The following is an 18,660-nucleotide window of genomic DNA, read 5'->3' on the forward strand; positions in this document are numbered from 1 at the left end:
GGGATAACCCACTATTGTCAGCTCAAGCCAGAGCAGTCAGGATCCTGTTAACGGAAGGTTTTTGCCTTCCGGAACGACGCGTCATTTACAAGGTAATTCGAAGCTCGCGCGGATGTACACTATTTATTTCGTCTATGTGACGACTTTTTTATAGTTTTATGAAATAACGAATGGCGCTGGAATCCGGTAACGGCTGCTATTCCCGAAACTTACCCCCAAGCCGCCAATGAACCAGGAGTTGATCTTGTCCAAATCTGTCTTTTTCGTAACCTGCCCGAAAGGCGTGGAATACCTTCTGGCGGACGAGCTCAACACGTTCGGGCTGGACACCGTGCGCCATGCACCGGCCGGCGTCTGGGTGGAAGGTCCCCTGGAGAGCGGTTACCGGGCCTGTCTCTGGTCGCGCCTGGCCAACCGGGTGATCCTTCACATAGATGAAGTTGGTGCCACCAGTGGCGATGAGCTCTATGACGGCGTGGTGCACATGGACTGGCAGCAGCACATTCCGGTACAGGGCAGTTTTCGGGTTACCTTCCTGGGGCAGAACGATGCCATCCGCAACACCCAGTATGGCGCCCAGCGAGTCAAGGACGGCATTGTTGACCGGTTCCAGGCCAATGGTGGCCCACGGCCCTCGGTGGATGCCAAAAATCCTGATGTAACTGTATCGGCCCGCCTTAACCGGGGTCGGTTGGCGCTCGGCATCGACCTCAGCGGTCACAGTCTGCACATGCGGGGGTATCGGACCGACAAAGGCATTGCGCCGCTGAAGGAAAATCTCGCAGCGGCTCTGCTGATACGAGCAGGCTGGCCAGAGATCGCCGCCGCCGGTGACTTCGTAGACCCCATGTGCGGCTCCGGCACGTTGGTGATTGAAGCCGCCATGATGGCGCTTGATATGGCTCCGGGTCGGAAGCAGGAACGGTTCGGGTTTGAGCATTGGCCGGGCCATCAGCCTGATCTCTGGCTGTCTCTCCGGCAGGAAGCGGAGCGTCGTGCCCACGAAGGCAAGCAGGGCCGCATTCCCAGGCTGGCCGGGTTTGATCAGGACAGCCGGGTGATTGAGGCAGCCTGGAAAAACATTCAACGGGCAGGGCTGGAGGGCGTTGTGCACATTGAAACCTGCCCTGTGGATGCCCTGCAACTGGAAGCTGAGTGGTCGGAACAGGGACTGGTGTTGACCAATCCCCCTTACGGCGAGCGTCTGAGTGAGCGCAAGGAACTGGGAGCCCTCTATCGGGCTCTGGGCAACACAGTGAAACGGACCGTGCCCGGCTGGCGTCTCGGCGTGTTTACGGGTGTGCCGGAGTTCGGTAAGTCCATTGGTCTGCGTAGTTACAAGCAGTATCGGTTGTTCAACGGGAAGTTGCCGGCTCAGTTGCTGTTGTTTCAGGTGGATGAGGTCAGCGCCATGACCCCGAGGGAGCCCAACGTTCCCGGAGAGGTCACGCCTCGTATTGCCAGCGAGGAGCGCGCCGCTATGCTGCGCAACCGGTTGAAGAAGAACATGAGGACCATCGGCCAGTGGGCGAGAAAGCAGGGCATTGGCTGCTACCGGTTATACGATGCGGATATGCCGGAGTTTGCCCTGGCTATCGATGTCTATGAGGGGCGGGTACACGTTCAGGAGTATGCGGCGCCAAAGTCGGTAGACGAGCGCTCAGCCCGTGAACGCCTGGCGGAAGCCCTTGCGGTGATCCCGGAGGCTCTGGATATTGAGCGTGAGAACATGGTGTGTAAGCAGCGCCAGCGTCAGACAGGTACTAATCAGTACGAGAAGCAGGCGGCCAGCGGTGAGTTTTTCAAGGTGCACGAGTACGGCTGTGTACTTAAGGTGAACCTGAAGGACTATCTGGATACCGGGCTGTTTTTGGATCACCGGCCTGTGCGTCACTGGATTCAGCAGCATGCGGTTAACAAACGGTTCCTGAATCTGTTCTGTTACACCGGTGCAGCGACAGTGCATGCGGCGGTGGGTGGCGCGAGCCGTTCGCTAAGCCTGGATATGTCGAAGACTTATGTCAGCTGGGCTGAGGACAATCTGGCCCTGAATCGCGCCGATCCGAAGAAGCACCGGGTAGAGCAGGCTGACTGCCTGGCCTGGCTGGCGGAGCGGCCATCTGCAGACCAGCGGTTTGATCTGATCTTCATGGACCCTCCGACTTTTTCGAATTCAGCCAGGATGGCGGGGGTACTGGATATCCAGAAGGATCACCCGAGGCTGGTCAGGCAGGCCATGGCGCGGCTGAGTTCCGATGGGTTGCTGATTTTTTCCAACAATTTCCGGCGGTTCAGGCTGGATGAGGCGCTGGAGAGCGAGTTTGAGGTTGTTGAGGTTACGCGGGATACCCTGGATAGGGATTTTCAGCGGAACCCGCGGATTCATCGGTGCTGGCATATTCGCCACAAGGCCTGAATATTAGAGTATCGGCAGGAGGGGCTGTGGCCCTCCTGCCTCTGCAAACTCATGGGCCAGCCGTTCTCTAGAACTCGTACCTTAAGCCACCAGAGAACTGGAATGTATTCACATCCGAACCGGTGTCCTTGAACAGCTTCCCACCTTCAAACACCAGGTAGGTGTCGTCCATCACTTCAAAATCGAGGCCGGCAAGCCAGCTTACGCTGAAGCCGCTGTCCGGGAATTCACCTTCGAGGTCGAGGAAGGCCTTGTTGCGGTCGTTCCCGGGGTCGCTGATTTCAGCTTTACCCTGGATGTAGGAGAAGCCGAACTGGCCGTAGACGTTGGCGTAGTTGGTGATGGGGTAGTGCAGGCCCATGTACCAGCTGGCGTAGTAGTCCACGGCGAGGCTGAGGTCGCTGTTGGGGACTTCGGCGTCTTTGAAGCCACCGCCGGCGCGGAGTTCGGCGTGGAACAGATCGGTTATATGGCCACCTACCACAAGAGTGCCGCCGCTGCCCCAGGCGGTTTCTTTTCTGCCTTCGCCGATGGAGCGGTGATTGAAGGTGGTCGCCATCAGGCCAATGTAGTGTTTGTCTGCCCTGGGTGTTTCCTCGGCCAGAGCGGCCTGGGACGCGAGAAGCAGGGCGGTTACCAATGCGGTGGATAGGGGCGTTCGCACAACCGTGTTCATTGTTATGGGGTTTCCTGACGTAGGCGAATACGGGCTGATTCTGCCTCGTGTAACCGTTTGTTACGTCGACCCGTGTCACACTTCCCTGTGTCGGTTTTGTCCCCGTTACAGGTCCTCGTCGAGCAGGTTTTCTTCACGGGCCATCAGGAGTAGGGCGTAGACGCCGTTTTCCGGCAGCTGGGGTTCCAGGCTCTCTTCGAACAGGAGCTGGCGGCGGCGGTCTTCCAGGGCTTCACTGTCCAGGCCTGTGATGAGTTCTCCGATGGGCGCAATTTCAAACGGAGCTTCCTGGGCCACGGCGGTGAAAATGAGGTCGATCAGGATTTCGTCCGGGTCCAGGCCATCGACGTACACGGTCTGGTCTGGCAGGTCCTGGTGCAGTTCCCGGGTCAGTTCGATCAGGGGCACGCCCTGTTCTTCAAGATACCGCAGGTCGACGTCGCCCAGGTCGCCGTCTTCCGGGAGCCAGTCATCGGAAGGGGCGATCACGACGGTTTTCATGCGGCCATCTTCCAGCGACCAGGCCATGGCGGTGGGAAACAGGGCGTCGTCGGTCTGGCAATATTCGATATCGAGAAATCTCGGTGCAGGCACAGTGGGCTCCCGGTGGTGGTTGGTTTGTGGCCCGGTTATGGGGAAAGTCCGTTGACCCAGTATGAGGCTTTACGGCTTCATGCCATACTGTTGTGGCAATTATCTTTCAATCAGGGACATCATGGAACACGCTGAATTCAACAAAGATTTATTGAAGTTTCTGAACACTTCCCCCACACCCTGGCATGCCGTGGCGACGATGAAACAACGGCTTGAAGCGGCCGGGTTTCAGGAACTGGATGAGCGGGAGAACTGGTCTCTGGCGCAGGGGCAGGGCTATTACGTGATTCGCAACGGGTCGTCGATTGTGGCGTTTCGCACCGGCGGCAAGGACGTCACCACATCCGGTATCCGTATGGTGGGCGCCCACACTGACAGTCCCTGCCTGAAGGTGAAACCAAACCCAGAGCTGCGCCGCAAGGGTTTTTTCCAGCTTGGCGTCGAGGTTTATGGTGGCGCTCTGCTCAATCCCTGGTTTGATCGGGATCTTTCGCTGGCCGGCCGGGTAACGGTGCTCGATGGGGACGGCAAGGTTCGGGACACCCTGGTGGATTTCCGCAAACCCGTGGCCTTTATTCCGAGCCTGGCCATTCACCTGGATCGTGAGGCCAACAGCAATCGCACCGTCAACGCCCAGACCGACCTGCCGCCGATACTGATGCAGGTTCCGGAAAGCGACACCACCAGTTTCGCTGATCTGCTCTCGCATCAGATTGAGGCCGAATCCGGCCTCCATGTCCGCAAGGTGCTGGGTTATGAACTGAGTTTCTACGATGCCCGTGAGGCTTCGTTCGTTGGCTTGCGGGACGAATTCATTGCCTCCGCCCGGCTGGATAACCTGCTGAGCTGTTACATTGGTCTTCAGTCCTTGCTGAAGGCGTCGGGCGACGAGGCCGCACTGCTGGTATGTAACGATCACGAAGAAGTTGGAAGCATGTCGGCCGAGGGTGCCCAGGGCCCGTTCCTGACTGCCGTTCTGGACCGCTGGGCCGGTCCGGGCAAAGCCAGGGCCATTGCCCGTTCCATGATGGTGTCGGCCGACAACGCCCATGGTGTTCACCCGAATTACATGGACAAACACGATGAGAATCACGGGCCGATCCTGAATCAGGGGCCTGTGATCAAGGTCAATCACAACCAGCGCTATGCCACCAACAGCCGCTCGGCCGCGGTGTATCGCCATATCAGTGACGAGCTGGGGCTGCCGCATCAGACCTTTGTGGTGCGAAGCGACATGGGCTGTGGCAGTACCATTGGTCCGCTGACAGCGGGTAACCTGGGCGTGACCACGCTGGATATTGGTGTGCCCCAGTTCGGGATGCACTCCATCCGCGAGCTGATTGGCACAGAGGACGGCTTCACCCTGTTCCGTGTGCTGACGGAGTTCATGCAGCGTGAGCAGGTTTTCTGAAGCCTGATACGAAAAATGCCGCTGGTTCAAAAGAAACAGCGGCATTTCGGAAGAAGTGGCTCCCCGAGCTGGGCTCGAACCAGCGACAAACGGATTAACAGTCCGTTGCTCTACCAACTGAGCTATCGGGGAACAGTATCAAGTGGCGCGCATATTAAGCGCTTTGGTTTGCGGGGTCAACCCCCTGATATGAAAGGCTAAAAATTGTACGAAAGTAAGACACTTCACTACCGTCCGCCGCCCTGGTTGCGTAATGGCCATGTTCAGTCTGTCTGGCCCACGCTGTTTCGTCGGGTGCCGATAATGGATCCAGAGCCCGAAATACTGTCCACGCCAGACCATGATGAGCTGCACCTTGACTGGTACCGCCAGGGGAGTAGCCGCCTGGCGATTGTCTCCCATGGCCTGGAGGGGCATAGCCGTCGGCCTTACGTTCTGGGCCTGACCAGGGCTCTGCTGCGTGAGGGATGGGACGTCCTGGCCTGGAATTTCCGCTCTTGCGGCGGCGTGATGAACCACCAGCCACGGTTCTATCACAGCGGCGCCACTGAGGATCTGAGTTTGGTGGTTAATCGGGGGTTGGCTGACTATTACGAGGCATTGTTTATGTCTGGTTTCAGCATGGGCGGTAACCTGACGTTGCTCTATCTCGGCGAAAAGGGCGAGCAGGTAGACAGCAGAATCTGCGGCGCTGTTGCTTATTCCGTGCCCTGTGACCTCGCAGGCAGCGCGGACATGCTGGCACTGCCCAGCCGGAAGATCTACATGCAGCGATTTCTTCGGGATCTTAAGGTCAAGATTCAGGAAAAAGCAGAAAAATTCCCGGATCTGATTGATGTTTCCGGTTTTGATTCGATCCGTAGTTTTCACCAATTCGATGACCGCTACACGGCCCCGTTGCACGGGTTCCGGGATGCCCAGGACTACTGGGCCCAGTGTTCGGCGCTCGGGAGGCTCAGGGATATCCGCGTTCCGGCACTGATGGTGAATGCGGCGGATGATCCCTTCCTCTCCGCGCAGTGCTTTCCGGAATCCCGCAGCGTGCTGGGTGCGCACGTTCGGCTGGAGTCCCCGCGCTGGGGCGGGCATGTTGGCTTCGTTGAGCATGGCCGTGATGGTTTCTACTGGTCAGAACGTCGGGCTCTGGCATTCCTTCAGGCATTAGCGTGAACCTGCATCACTCCAGAATCGGCCCGATTACCGGCCAGACATTTTCCAGCAGCCTGGCCTGGGCTTCTTCGGTTGGGTGGATGCCGTCATCCTGCATCAGTCCATCCTCGTTGTAGATGCCATCAAGAAAGAAGGGAACCAGATCGGTGTTATAGCGGTCTGACAGCTTCGGGTATATTTCGGCAAACATTTCCGTGTAGCGTTGTCCGTAATTCGGTGGTATCTGCATGCCGACAAGCACGGCGCGGGCGCCGGAGTCCTGAACCTGTTCGATCATGGAGGCGAGATTGGATTCGATGACGTTGGGAGGGAAGCCGCGAAGGCCATCGTTGCCGCCAAGTTCGATAATCACAACCTCGGGGTCGTTTTCCGCTATCAGTTCTGGCAGCCGGCGAGCACCGCCATCGGTGGTTTCCCCGCTGATGCTGGCATTGACCACTTCCCAGCCGGCCAGCCCGTTGCTCTGCAGACGGTTGCGCAGTAACTGCACCCAGGCAGTCTCGGAGGGTACGCCATAGGCTGCGCTGAGGCTGTCACCGACAATAAGCAGTGTGTTCTGGCTGGCCATTGCCGGCAGGGCCAGCAGGGCAACCGCGAGAAAAAGAATTGATCTGACGTACGCCGATGCCGTATGCATAGAAAGTTAATACACCTTATTCCGTTTTCAGGACCCAGGATCGGGAGATTCCGTGAATCAGATGACCAATGTTAACCCGGAAAGCCAGAGCCCCATGTTACGGGTGGAAAACCTGACTCATCGCGTCAGCCTCGAAACCGATACGCTAACGATCCTGCAGGGGGTCAGTCTGGAAATCAATCGGGGAGAGTCCGTAGCCATTATCGGTCGCTCCGGTTCCGGCAAGACCACGTTGCTGGGACTACTGGCGGGTCTTGATACACCAAGCGACGGAACGGTTGAGCTGGACGGATCGGTGATCAGTAAGCTCAGCGAGGACGAGCGGGCGAAACTCCGCGCCCACCGGGTTGGATTTGTGTTTCAGTCATTTCAACTGCTGCCAGCTCTGACGGCGCTTGAGAACGTTATGCTGCCACTGGAGTTGGCCGGAATGGAAGCGCCGGAGAAGCGGGCGCGGGAGCTCCTGGAACGGGTAGGGCTGGGCGAGCGCCTGACCCACACACCAAGGCAGCTCTCCGGCGGTGAGCAACAGCGGGTGGCGATTGCCCGGGCGTTCGCCTCGGACCCCCTGATCCTGTTTGCCGATGAGCCCACGGGCAACCTGGATAACCGCACCGGCCAGGCGGTCTCCGACCTGCTGATGGCGCTGAACCGGGAGCAGGGCACCACACTGGTGATGGTAACCCACGATGAGCACCTGGCGGCTCGCTGCAGCCGGCAGCTGCATATCGAAGCCGGCGTCCTTACCGAACCTGAAGCGGCGCAGGAGATGGCGCACTGATGGCCGCTGCAAAAAAACTGATGTCTGTCCGCCGGGACTGGCGGGAGCGGGATGTGCGCGTTGTTTTGGCGGCACTGATCATTGCGGTTGCCACGGTTGCCACCATTGCCCTTTTTGCCAGCCAGCTGCAGCGCACCCTGGTGACCTCGGCCAGTTCCTTTCTGGCCGCCGACCGTCAGCTCGAAGCTGAAAACGGCCGTCCGATTCCGGAATCCTGGCTGGAGCAGGCAACGGAGCGTGGCCTTGAAACCGGTCGCATGGTGGAGTTCTCGACCATGGTGTTCGGTGCTGACAACTTCCAGCTGGTGTCCGTCAAGGCGGTGAGTAACGAGTACCCCCTGAGAGGCGATATTGAGATCCAGCAGAACCCTGAGGGGCCGAGGGAGCGGGTAAAACAGGGCCCGGCGCCAGGTGAAGTATGGATCAATCCTCGCCTGTTGCGTCTCCTGGAACTGGAAATCGGTGACAGTCTGGAAGTGGGAAGCCGAAGCCTGACTGTATCTGGCCTGCTGATTCGCGAGCCGGACGGCGGTTTCCGTCTTTCAGCCCTGGCCCCCCGGGTCATGATGCATGTCGACGATGTGTCCTCTACCGGCGTTGTTCAGGAAGGTAGCCGGGTTGAGTTTGTGTATCTGTTTGCCGGCGAAGAGGCCTCTCTCGACGCCTATTACCAATGGCTTCAGCCCCGGCTTGAGCCCAGCCATGAATGGGAGAGTGTACGTGACGGCGAAACCTTCTCCCAGTCGCTGGAGCGCGCAGAACGTTTCCTGTTGCTCGGTGGCAGCCTGGCCGTGCTGCTCGCCGCCGTGGCTGTTGCAGTGGCGAGCCGGCAATACGCGTTATCCCAGCGTGACACCGTGGCCCTGCTCAAGACTCTTGGCCTGAGTGGTGCCGGTATCGGAGGCCTGTATCTCCGGCGGCTGGCGCTCTGGGGGGTGGCCGGGATTGTCGGCGGCCTTTTGGTTGCACTTCCGCTGTATTGGCTGCTGACCCGTATGCTGAGCGAGGTGCTGGAGCGCCCGGTGGGTTTTCAGCTTGACCCCTCAGCTCTGGTGCCCGCCTTGCTCACTGCACTGGTCTCCCTGTTCGCCTTTGCCTACCCTCCGGTGCGCCGGCTCCGAAACGTACCGGCCATGCGGGTGTTGCGTAGTCAGCCCGGGGAAACCGGCCGTGAAGCGCTGCCGGATCTGGTTATCGCCATCGTGGCGGTGTTCGGCCTGGTGTGGGTGTACGCCGGTGAACTGGCGTTGGTGGTGTCTCTGCTCGGTGGTCTCGCATTGTTGCTGGGAGCGCTCGGGTTGGCCGGCTGGCTGCTGGTTGCGACCCTTCACCGGGTCCGTGGTGGCAGCAATTCCTGGCGCCTGGCTCTTGTCGGTCTTTACCGACACCGCAAAGCCAGCCTGTCCCAGATTGCGGTCTTTGCGATGACCCTTATGCTGGCAGCCACGCTGATTCTGGTGCGGACATCGTTGCTGGCGGACTGGCAGGCACAACTGCCCGACAACGCGCCCAATCACTTCCTGATCAATATTGCGCCCGATACGGTCGATGAAATCGACGCCTTCTGGCAGGAGCGTGGTCAGCCACTGGATAAACTTTATCCCATGGTTCGCGGCCGTCTGACCGGGCTCAATGGCCAGCCGGTGAAGGAGGTGGTCAGCAAGGATGAGCGTATTGGTGCCCTCAACCGAGAGCTGAACCTCACCTGGATGTCGGAACTGCCAGACGATAACCGGATTGTGGAGGGCAGCTGGTTCCGGCAGGGGCAGAAAGGCGGGGTTTCTGTGGAGTCCGAACTGGCGGGAAAGCTGGGTCTCGTTCTGGGTGATGCGCTGACGTTTACCATCGGCTCCGAAAAAGTCACCGAAACCGTGACCAGTATTCGCACCGTTCAATGGGACAGCATGAAGCCCAACTTCTACATGGCTTTTCCGCCTGGCGGCGGTCTGTCGGATATGCCAGCAACCTGGATCACCAGTTTCTATCTGCCCATGGACAAAAAAGATGCCCTGAATGCATTCTCCCGAAGATTCCCGACGGTGTCCGTACTGGAGATTGACCACATCATCGACCGGATTCAGGAGATCGTCCGGCAGGTTACCCAGGCCATTGAAGCGATTCTGGCGCTTATTCTTGCCGCCGCACTGGTGGTGATGGCCGCTGTGGTCAGCGCCACGCTCCGTGACCGGCAGCGGGAGGGCGCCCTGCTGAGAACCCTGGGCGGCCGGCAGAGCCTGCTGGTGCGCAGCACCATGCTCGAGTTTGCCTTGCTAGGCGGTTTCGCCGGGATTCTGGGGGTGGTTGCGGCCGAGGCTGCCGTCTGGGCACTTCAGTTCCAGATGTTTGAAGGAGCCTTCCAATGGCACTGGCGTGTGGTCTTGTCGATCCCTCTGATCAGCGCGGTTGTATTGGCGCTGTTTGGCCGATGGCAATTGCGGCCGGTGTTGAGCGTGTCGCCGATGCTCTTGCTGAGACGCCTGGAATAAACTCCGGGCGGGACCGGAGGGTTAACGGTAATTGGCCAGGATGGCATCCAGTTCGCCGCTTGCCCGGATGCGGGCGAGTTCAGTATTGAACTCATTGGCAAAGGACTGCCATTCCGGCCGGAGCATCAGCCGGAGTCCGTACTCTCTGATGCCCTTGCGGGACGTTGAGAACTGGTCCTGCAAGCCTTCGTTACGCAAGATCCATTTGCCGACCAGCCTGTCTGCGACGGCGACGTCAAACCGGTCGCCGTGAAGCACGAAAGTGAACATATCACGGTGCCGGGAGACATCGAAGCGGCGAATCTTGCCTTCAGAGAAATAGGGCTCCAGCTGTGGGTAGAGATACCCCAGATGGGTGACGACGGTTCTGGAAAAAAGATCTTCCGGAGTCTCATAGACAAACTCGGAGCGCTTCGGAAAGAAAAACACTTCCTCGATGGTCACAATCGGGTCGGTAAACACGAAGTTGTCGGGATCGTCTGTCCACTCCCTGGCCCTTGGCGTGCAGTCGATGTGCCCGCCAAGCAGCATCTCGTCGACTCGCTTCCGGGGAATCTGCTCGGCAACCACGCTGTAACCAAGCCGCTGAGTAATCAGGGAAACCACATCCCAGATGATTCCCGAGGGCGCGCCCTGATCCACAATCAGGTACGGCGGGTAGCCATTGGGCGAAATGTTCAGGTGGAAGACTTTCTGTTCCCGGGCGTCGGCGGCACTGAATATAAGGGGCGCCAGCGTGAGGAGCAGGGCGCTGAGAACAGTGGGGAGACGGCAGGAGCGTCGGTATTTCATGCGGAGGGGCTCTCTACGGAAAGAACTGTAGGTGGAAAAACGAACCCGGCTAAGATTCCTGCCAGTAGCAGGGATTGTCACTCCTTTGTTGGCCAATTTCAATGACTTGAAATCTATGTTCAGACAACCGGAGGAAGGGGGCCGATGAACGGCCCCGTTTAACGAATAAACAGCAATGGTCAGGCCCAGGCGCGACGCAGTACGGCGCGGGCATCTTCAAGACTGACTTCCTTCGGGTTGAACATGATGGAACCGTCATCCAGTGCCATCTCCGCGATAGCGTCCAGCTGCGCTTCCGTCACCTTGCCGGTTTCTTTCAGCGTGCGCGGCAGCTGACACCGTTTGTACAGAGCATCCCGTAATTTCCGGATTGCGGAAATACTGGCCTCGGCCCGGCGGCTTGCCGGGGTAGCGGCGTAGACTTCCGGTCCTTCCAGGTATAGCAGCAACTCGCCCAGGGGCTCCCGGATCGTTTCGAGGTTGTACTCGAGTACGTAAGGCAGGTACAGGCTCATACACAACCCATGGGGCAGGTGGCAGATGGCACCGGTTGCATGTCCGAGAGCATGCACCAGGCCCACCATTGAGTTAGAGAAGGCAATGCCTGCCATGGTGGAAGCCTGGGCCAGTTCCAGCCGGCCGTCACTGTCTTTTGGGTTGTCCATGACCTTCAGAAGGGAATTGCTGACCTTCTTGATTGCCGCCGTAGCGTAGGCATCGCTCAGCGGATTCTTGGCCATGCAGGTAAAGGCTTCCGTTGCATGGGTCATGGCATCCATCGCCGTTGCCGCCGTGATATGCGGCGGCAGGGTGAGGGTCATGCGCGGATCAATGATCGCGGCATTGGGCAGCAGGAACGAGGAGGTAAACGGGAGCTTTACGCCCTTGCCCTCGTCGGTAATCACCGCCACCGAGGTTACTTCGGAGCCAGTGCCGGCGGTGGTCGGAACCACCAGAAACGGTTTCAGGGGATGTTTGAGCACGCCAGCGCCGCTGTACCTGGCAATGTCGTCACCACCCTCGGACACCAGGATGTTGACCGCCTTGCCAGTATCTATGGCCGAACCACCCCCGACAGCGATGATGGAGTCGCATTTTTCCTGGCGGTAAATACCGGCAATATCGCGCACCACGGTGGTGGAGGAATCCGGTGGCACGTCATCGTAGATGGCGGTGATTTCCAGCCCGCTTTCCTCGCAGGCGGCAATCACCGGCTCCAGCAGGCCTGCGGCGCGCACGCCCTTGTCAGTGACAATCATTGGTCGTTTGGCGGCCATGCCAGTCAGCTCATAAGGAATGTGCTCGAGGGCGGCCTTGCCGGCAATCACTTTTACCGGGCAGAAGAACTCATAGTATTTGTTGGTCATTATGCTCTCGCTGTCTCGATGAAATTGGTGGCGACTTTCAGGTAAATACGTGCGGCACTGATCAGTTTTTCCGGCAGGTGCAGGTCCGCCGGGTATTCCTTGACGGCACGCCGGGCAACCAGTTTTGGCAGGATGAAGGATTCCAGGCGATTGAGAACCCGGGTCATCCGCACGGCGTGGCTGATGTCGCCGTCTACCAGCATGCGGTCATTGGCGAACGCCACCGACGTTTTCTCCTGGAAGGACAGCACCAGAAAGGCATGGGCAACGTGTTTGAACCGAATCGACAGGTCCACCGGACGGGGGGCGGTGTTGCCGTGGTAGCGGAATCGCCCCTGGCCGGTATGTTCCACAATCAGCCGGGAGCCATTGGGCATCACCATCATTTCAAACAGAAAGCCGTCGGGCAGGGCCCGTGTTTCATTCTGGACGTTCTCATCCACCTCGCTCACCGCCTGCAGGGCCCGCCCCATCACCTGGAACATCAGTTCCACATACAAGCGGCGCGCCTGGAAAACCATGGGCTGGATACGTTTCGCTAACATGTCCGTCATCCAATCGTTGTTGATGTCATGTGATTTTTAGAGTTATTGCTCTAAAAGTCAATGGAGACGATGACAGAAGATGCGCGTCGCACCGGCAACCAGCCTTCGGTGAAACCAAAAAGGCCGGAATCCCGCTGGACTCCGGCCTTTTCAAGGAGTTGATCTGACGGGAAATTACTGAGTCAACGCAGCCAGTTTCCGTTTGGCCTCTTCGGCAACATCACCGCCGGCTTCAGCGGCCTTGCTGTAGTAGGCGATTGCCTCATTACGGTTGTTCTGTTTAACGGCAACATCGCCCAGGCGCAGGAAGGCAATGGATGTGGGGACCGTCTCATTGGCTTTCGTGAGGTTCTCCCGGGCCTTGTCCAGATTGTTGAGCCTCAGGGCGTTCAGGCCGTTGTAAAGGCGATACTTGAACATCTCGGGGTAGAGTTCCACCGCCTTCTCGAAATCGGTACTCGCTTTGTCATCCTGTTTCTGCTCCTGATAAATGCGGCCGCGCAGGGCGTAAAACATCGCTTCCCGTGGCAGCAGGCGAATGGCTTCATTCACCTTGTCCAGAGCCGCTTTCATCTCGCCCTTGGAAGCCAGTTCCATGGCTTTGTCGTGGGCATCATAGGCAGGTTGCAGTGAGCGAAGTTTGGCCATCCTGCGGTCGTAAACATCCTTGCCACGGTAGCCGCCAGTCCCGATTTTCCGGGCGAGTTGCCGGTTTTCCTCCACTCGTTTCGCAGAGGGCGGGTGAGTGGCGAACAGGCCGTCGATAAAACCGGACTGGCTGCCTTCCGATAATTTCAGGAAGATTTCCTGAAGCTCAACCGCCGCGGCCGGATCGTAGCCCGCTTCTTTCATATAGAGAATGCCGTAGTGATCGGATTCCAGCTCATCGCCCTGGCTGTATTGCGCCAATGCAAGCTGGGTGCCCAGCGCAGCGCCACCCATGATCAGGCCGGACCACTCGTTGTCCGACAACGCAAAACCAAGGCCGGCAACACCTGCGCTGATTAACATGCCCTGCTGCATTCGCTGGACACTGTGCCTCGCCGCCGCGTGAACAATCTCATGGCCCAGGACCGACGCCAGCTGGGCCTCGTCGCCGAGCTCTGTCAGCAGGCCTCGGTTGATGGCAATCTTTCCTCCGGGCAGGGCCCAGGCGTTGGGAACGCTGCTGTTAAGAACCACGAACTCATAGGGCAGATCCGGACGATCGCTTACCGCCGCCATTTTCTGGCCGACTTCCCGCACATACAGTGTCAGCTCGGGATCAATGTAAAACTGGCCGCCCTGGATTTGCTGGGTGGGCACGTATTGCTCCGCGCCCATGGCGAGTTCCTGGTTCTCTCCGATCAGCGAAAGCTGCTTTTCTCCGGTAACCGGGTTGACCGAACAACCGCCCAGTGTGAAAGTCAGGGCAATTGTGAATAGGCTGATTTTTATAGCGGACAGGTTCACAGTGAACTCCCTATTAATGATGCAATGACGGGCACGGATTGCGTCGGGTGCCCGAATCCTGAATGGCCTGTTTATAGCACAACTTTGCCTGGAGTTGGATTACCCGGCATGTCTCAGCGGTGGTGGCAAGCAGGTCCTTGGCGTATCATAAGCTTCTGTTCCCGCGCCGTTTCGCACTTTTCACTCTAAGGCCGCCAATGGGTAATTTGCTCGAACTGATTGCATTGCTCTGGTTCCTGACTTGCTGGCTTGGCTACACCGAATACTCCAAGCGTCGGGCTGCTGATCGCCCCTGCCTGTCCAACACCCTCGATATGTACCGGGAAGACTGGATGCGGGTCATGCTGCGGCGGGAGAACCGCATTGCCGATGCTTCCGTGGTTGGCAATCTCGAACGCAATGGCGCCTTTTTCGCCTCCAGCTGCCTGTTGATTCTGGCCGGTATTATCACTGCCCTGGGTTATACCCAGGAAGTCATGGAAGTGTTCAGCACCATGCCATTCGGCAAACTGCCAACTCGCGAAATCTGGGAGCTGCGCATGGTGGTGCTGCTCGTCGTCTTTATTTACGCTTTTTTCAAATTCACCTGGTCGATGCGAATGTACAACTTTGTGTCGGTGATGGTCGGCAGTGCGCCGCCGCCGGACGACACCAAAACCAGCCCGGCGGGCCGCGAAGCCTTCGCCCGGAGTGCCGGCAACGTCTGTAATCTGGCTGGGGACGCCTTCAACCTTGGCCTGCGCTCCTACTATTATGCATTGGCTGTGGTTGGCTGGTTTATCCACCCGCTCGTTTTCATGGCCGCCTCGACGCTGGTGGTTATCGTACTTTACCGCCGGGAATTCTGTTCCAATGCCCTTGAAGCCCTGCGGGCCGGGAAGGTGTTCGATGAACCGGTCCCCGGCAAGGCCGAGAACAGCCCCAAACCCAAAAGCTGACCGACAGGTTGAACCTGAATGAACGATGACATCCGACGGAAGCGGGTTACCCGTTTTATCGATACGCTCAACCAGGCCAAGGAGCTCGGCCTCACGGTTACCAGGGCCAAAAAAGGCAACCTGACACTTTGCCTGCCCTACAGTGACCGGATCATCGGAAATCCGGACACGGGCGTGATTCATGGCGGTGCCATAACGACATTGATGGATACAACCTCAGGTTGCGTGATTCTGTGCACCCTGGAGGACTTCGAACTCTGCCCGACGCTGGACCTGCGGGTGGACTACATGCGCCCGGCGCAGCCCCGCCAGCCGGTTTATGCCCGGGCCGAAACCTACCGGGTAACCCGTAACATTATCTTTACCCGCTGTGAGGCTTACCAGGAGGGGGGTGAAACGATTGCAAACTGCGTAGCCACCTTCATGCGCATTGGAAAGGATGCCAGCCCCAGACATTACCGGGACCTGATTACAGGAGGTGAAGAATGACCGATCCGGAAATCCTCCGGTATACCCAGGAAACCGGCGACTTCAGCCGGATGCTTGAAAGTATTCCCTACGCCACCTGGATCGGCCTGCACTGTGAGCGGTTCGGAGACGACCTGATTTTCCGCCTGCCCTGCAAGGATTCCAACCTCGGCAACCCGATCCTGCCGGCCATCCACGGCGGTGTGATTGGTGGCTTTATGGAAATGGCCGCCAATATCTACCTGATTATGTCCCAGGAAAGCCTTCGCATGCCCCGCATCGTCGACTTCTCCCTGGATTACCTCCGGGCGGGTCTCAACCGCGAAACCTACGCCGAATGCCGCCTGACCCGCCAGGGCAATCGTGTGGCCAACGTGATGGTCAGCGCCTGGCAGAAATCCCGTTCGCAACCCATAGCAACTGCCCGGGCCCACTTCCTCCTCGAAGACTGACTTTGCCGATACACCGGGGCTTGAAATGCCCCGGTGTGCCCCCAATTCCTGTTCAACACGAACTCGATAGCCAGGTGGCGCGGGTAGGAAGGGCTTTCCAAAACCGTGCGGAGCCATGGATGGCGGAGCCGAGCGTACTGGGAAGTATTCACAGCGTGTTTTGGAAAGCCCTTCCTACCCGCGCCGCTCCACCGATTGAAACAAAGCAGGAGTGCCAAACGCCATGACGGTTGAAACGCAAAAAGAGACCCTGGGTTTTCAGACCGAAGTGAAGCAGCTGCTTCATTTGATGATCCATTCCCTGTATTCCAACAAGGAAATCTTTCTTCGCGAGCTGATTTCGAACGCCTCGGATGCCGAAGACAAACTGCGTTTCGCGGCGCTGAAGGATGACGGCCTGTATGAAAGCGATCCTGAGCTGAAGATTCGTCTGGATTTCGATGAAGAGGCCAATACCGTCACGCTGACCGACAACGGCATCGGTATGACCCGTGACGACGTTATCCAGAACCTCGGCACCATTGCCCGTTCCGGAACGGCCGAATTCCTGCAGCAGTTGTCCGGTGATGAGAAAAAGGACAGCAAGCTGATCGGTCAGTTCGGTGTCGGTTTCTACTCAGCGTTTATCGTGTCCGACAAAGTTGATGTGTTCACCCGTCGTGCCGGTGCGCCTGGCGAAGAGGGCGTGCATTGGGAATCCAAAGGCGACGGTGAGTTCTCCATTGAGCAGGTGAACCTGGAGAACCGGGGCACCCAGATCGTCCTCCACCTGAAACCCGACGCCAAGGAATTTGCCAACGGCTGGAAACTGCGCAGTCTGGTGAAGAAGTACTCGGATCACATTTCCTTCCCGGTTGTCATGAAGGCCGAATCCGACGGCAGTGATAAGGAAGACGAAAAGAAAGACGAGTACGAGACCGTCAACGATGCGACGGCGCTCTGGACCCTTCCGCGTACCGAGATCAAGGACGAGGAGTACAAGGAGTTCTACAAGCACATCGCCCACGATTTCGAAGACCCGCTGACCTGGTCCCACAACAAGGTGGAAGGCAAGCTGGACTACACCAGCCTGCTGTACATTCCGGCCCGTGCGCCGTTTGACCTGTACAACCGGGAAGCGCCCCGTGGCCTGAAGCTGTACGTGCAGCGTGTGTTCATCATGGACGACGCCGAGCAGTTCCTGCCCCTGTACCTGCGCTTTGCCAAGGGCGTGATCGATTCCAACGATCTGTCCCTGAACGTGTCCCGGGAGATCCTGCAGAACGACAGCACGGTGGAAAGCATCCGTACCGCGGTCACCAAGCGGGTTCTGGACATGCTGTCCAAGCTGGCGAAGAAGGATCCGGAGCAGTACCAGAAGTTCTGGGGCGAGTTTGGCACCGTTCTCAAGGAAGGCCCGGCGGAGGATTTCAGCAACCGCGAGAAAATTGCCGGCCTGCTGCGTTTTGCCTCTACCCATACCGGCGAGAGCACCCAGAACGTGTCTCTGGATGAGTACATCGGCCGCATGAAGGAAGGTCAGAAGAAGCTCTACTACATTACTGCCGACAACTTCACCGCCGCCAAGAGCAGCCCGCATCTTGAAGTGTTCCGCAAGAAGGGCATTGAGGTACTGATCCTGTCTGACCGTATCGACGAATGGATGATGGGTTACCTCAACGAATACGATGACAAGCAGTTCCAGGACGTGGCCCGGGGGGATCTGGACCTTGGCGAAGTGGAAACCGAGGAAGACAAAAAGCACAAGGAAGAGGCCGCCGAGGAGCACAAGGACCTGCTTGAACGCATCAAGAACGCCCTGAACGACCGGGTTCAGGAAGTGCGTGTTACCAACCGCCTGACCGACTCACCGGCGTGCCTGGTTGTGGGTGACTTCGACATGGGCGCGCAGATGAAAAAGATCATGGAAGCCGCCGGCCAGAAAGTGCCGGACAGCAAGCCAATCTTTGAAATCAACGTGGACCATCCGCTGGTCCAGCGCCTGGAAAGCGAGAAGGGCGATGAGCGGTTCAGCGAGCTCTCGGCGGTACTGCTTGACCAAGCCACCCTTGCCAGCGGTGAGCAGCTCCAGGACCCGGGGGCCTACGTAACCCGCCTGAACCGTCTGTTGCTGGAACTGGCGAACTAAGCGCCTATGCAGCAGATCATAGTGGATATCAGCATCAGCCCTGATGAGTGGATCAAACTCTATCAGGGCGTTGCCACCGATGTTCACACCACGGCCCGGGACGGACGCTCTGTCCGGTTCCCGGCCCGTATCCTTTCCCGTTTCTACCTTCGCGATGGTATTCGCGGCAGTTTCCGCATTGTGTTTGACGATGCCGGCAAGTTCTCCTCCATCGAACGGCTTTGATCAGCCGAATACACCATCCATAAACAAAAGCTTTCACAATTTTATTTTTAATTAATTGTATTGCGCGCTCTGCCTCACGCTATGGTGAGATTGTTCTCGTCAGGCAGGAGCAGGTCCATGTC

General features: G+C 58.2%; 17 protein-coding genes and 1 tRNA gene. 10 read left to right on the plus strand and 8 right to left on the minus strand.

What is annotated here, in order from left to right; genetic code table 11:
- The first annotated feature begins 226 nt into the window (after positions 1–226).
- Positions 227–2,416 (plus strand): bifunctional 23S rRNA (guanine(2069)-N(7))-methyltransferase RlmK/23S rRNA (guanine(2445)-N(2))-methyltransferase RlmL, encoded by a 2,190-nt coding sequence (rlmKL, locus tag D0851_RS00335; RefSeq protein WP_264756456.1) that lies wholly within the window; start codon positions 227–229, stop codon positions 2,414–2,416.
- Positions 2,417–2,483: 67 nt separating this feature from the next.
- On the opposite strand, the gene D0851_RS00340 is transcribed toward rlmKL, so the two are convergent.
- Positions 2,484–3,092, minus strand: coding sequence for an outer membrane beta-barrel protein (locus tag D0851_RS00340; RefSeq protein ID WP_117616852.1), 609 nt, complete (start codon positions 3,090–3,092; stop codon positions 2,484–2,486).
- Positions 3,093–3,197: 105 nt separating this feature from the next.
- Positions 3,198–3,686 carry a hypothetical protein gene (locus tag D0851_RS00345; RefSeq protein WP_117616853.1) on the minus strand — a complete coding sequence of 163 codons (489 nt, stop codon included), beginning with the start codon at positions 3,684–3,686 and terminating at the stop codon, positions 3,198–3,200.
- 121 nt (positions 3,687–3,807) lie between these two features.
- On the opposite strand from D0851_RS00345, the gene D0851_RS00350 reads away from it, so the two are divergent.
- The gene (locus D0851_RS00350; RefSeq protein WP_117616854.1) at positions 3,808–5,097 is read left to right on the plus strand and encodes a M18 family aminopeptidase; all 1,290 of its coding nucleotides are present in this window, start codon (positions 3,808–3,810) and stop codon (positions 5,095–5,097) included.
- 56 nt (positions 5,098–5,153) lie between these two features.
- Here D0851_RS00350 and D0851_RS00355 read toward each other — a convergent pair.
- Positions 5,154–5,229: transfer RNA gene (locus D0851_RS00355), tRNA-Asn, on the minus strand.
- Positions 5,230–5,400: 171 nt separating this feature from the next.
- Here D0851_RS00355 and D0851_RS00360 point away from each other — a divergent pair.
- A complete protein-coding gene (locus tag D0851_RS00360) occupies positions 5,401–6,267 on the plus strand; it encodes a YheT family hydrolase (RefSeq protein WP_227539381.1) in 867 nt (288 codons plus the stop codon).
- A gap of 7 nt (positions 6,268–6,274) precedes the next feature.
- Here the strand turns inward: D0851_RS00360 and D0851_RS00365 are convergent, their stop codons facing one another.
- Positions 6,275–6,904: an arylesterase gene (locus D0851_RS00365; protein WP_117616855.1), complete on the minus strand. Its 630-nt coding sequence runs from the start codon at positions 6,902–6,904 to the stop codon at positions 6,275–6,277.
- Between the two features lie 61 nt (positions 6,905–6,965).
- Here D0851_RS00365 and D0851_RS00370 point away from each other — a divergent pair, with 61 nt between their 5' ends.
- Both D0851_RS00370 and D0851_RS00375 read left to right on the plus strand, forming a co-directional pair.
- Positions 6,966–7,685, plus strand: a complete 720-nt coding sequence (locus D0851_RS00370) for an ABC transporter ATP-binding protein (RefSeq protein ID WP_117616856.1) — start codon at positions 6,966–6,968, stop codon at positions 7,683–7,685.
- Positions 7,685–10,171 carry an ABC transporter permease gene (locus D0851_RS00375; RefSeq protein ID WP_117616857.1) on the plus strand — a complete coding sequence of 829 codons (2,487 nt, stop codon included), beginning with the start codon at positions 7,685–7,687 and terminating at the stop codon, positions 10,169–10,171. Before D0851_RS00370 ends, D0851_RS00375 begins: the two co-directional genes overlap by 1 nt.
- Before the next feature lie 21 nt (positions 10,172–10,192).
- Here D0851_RS00375 and D0851_RS00380 read toward each other — a convergent pair whose 3' ends face one another.
- The 4 genes from D0851_RS00380 to D0851_RS00395 form a co-directional block, all read right to left on the minus strand.
- Complete coding sequence (locus D0851_RS00380) at positions 10,193–10,963, minus strand: substrate-binding periplasmic protein (protein ID WP_117616858.1); 771 nt, start codon at positions 10,961–10,963, stop codon at positions 10,193–10,195.
- Between the two features lie 179 nt (positions 10,964–11,142).
- Positions 11,143–12,330: an iron-containing alcohol dehydrogenase gene (locus D0851_RS00385; RefSeq protein WP_117616859.1), complete on the minus strand. Its 1,188-nt coding sequence runs from the start codon at positions 12,328–12,330 to the stop codon at positions 11,143–11,145.
- Complete coding sequence (locus D0851_RS00390) at positions 12,330–12,875, minus strand: hypothetical protein (protein WP_117620219.1); 546 nt, start codon at positions 12,873–12,875, stop codon at positions 12,330–12,332. The genes D0851_RS00385 and D0851_RS00390 overlap by 1 nt, the downstream gene beginning before the upstream one ends.
- Positions 12,876–13,049: 174 nt before the next feature.
- A complete protein-coding gene (locus tag D0851_RS00395; RefSeq protein ID WP_117616860.1) occupies positions 13,050–14,327 on the minus strand; it encodes a M48 family metalloprotease in 1,278 nt (425 codons plus the stop codon).
- Positions 14,328–14,524: 197 nt separating this feature from the next.
- Here D0851_RS00395 and D0851_RS00400 point away from each other — a divergent pair, with 197 nt between their 5' ends.
- From D0851_RS00400 to D0851_RS00420, 5 genes are all read left to right on the plus strand, one after another.
- Positions 14,525–15,265 (plus strand): DUF599 domain-containing protein, encoded by a 741-nt coding sequence (locus tag D0851_RS00400; RefSeq protein WP_117616861.1) that lies wholly within the window; start codon positions 14,525–14,527, stop codon positions 15,263–15,265.
- Positions 15,266–15,283: 18 nt separating this feature from the next.
- A complete protein-coding gene (locus D0851_RS00405) occupies positions 15,284–15,754 on the plus strand; it encodes a PaaI family thioesterase (RefSeq protein ID WP_117616862.1) in 471 nt (156 codons plus the stop codon).
- The gene (locus D0851_RS00410; RefSeq protein WP_117616863.1) at positions 15,751–16,185 is read left to right on the plus strand and encodes a PaaI family thioesterase; all 435 of its coding nucleotides are present in this window, start codon (positions 15,751–15,753) and stop codon (positions 16,183–16,185) included. The genes D0851_RS00405 and D0851_RS00410 overlap by 4 nt, the downstream gene beginning before the upstream one ends.
- A gap of 223 nt (positions 16,186–16,408) precedes the next feature.
- A complete protein-coding gene (gene htpG, locus D0851_RS00415) occupies positions 16,409–18,313 on the plus strand; it encodes a molecular chaperone HtpG (protein ID WP_117616864.1) in 1,905 nt (634 codons plus the stop codon).
- Between the two features lie 6 nt (positions 18,314–18,319).
- The gene (locus tag D0851_RS00420; protein WP_008172004.1) at positions 18,320–18,538 is read left to right on the plus strand and encodes a DUF2835 domain-containing protein; all 219 of its coding nucleotides are present in this window, start codon (positions 18,320–18,322) and stop codon (positions 18,536–18,538) included.
- The last annotated feature ends 122 nt before the right edge of the window (positions 18,539–18,660 follow it).

Origin of the sequence: Marinobacter sp. Arc7-DN-1, assembly GCF_003441595.1 — a bacterium.
In the GTDB taxonomy this organism is placed as follows: domain Bacteria; phylum Pseudomonadota; class Gammaproteobacteria; order Pseudomonadales; family Oleiphilaceae; genus Marinobacter; species Marinobacter metalliresistant.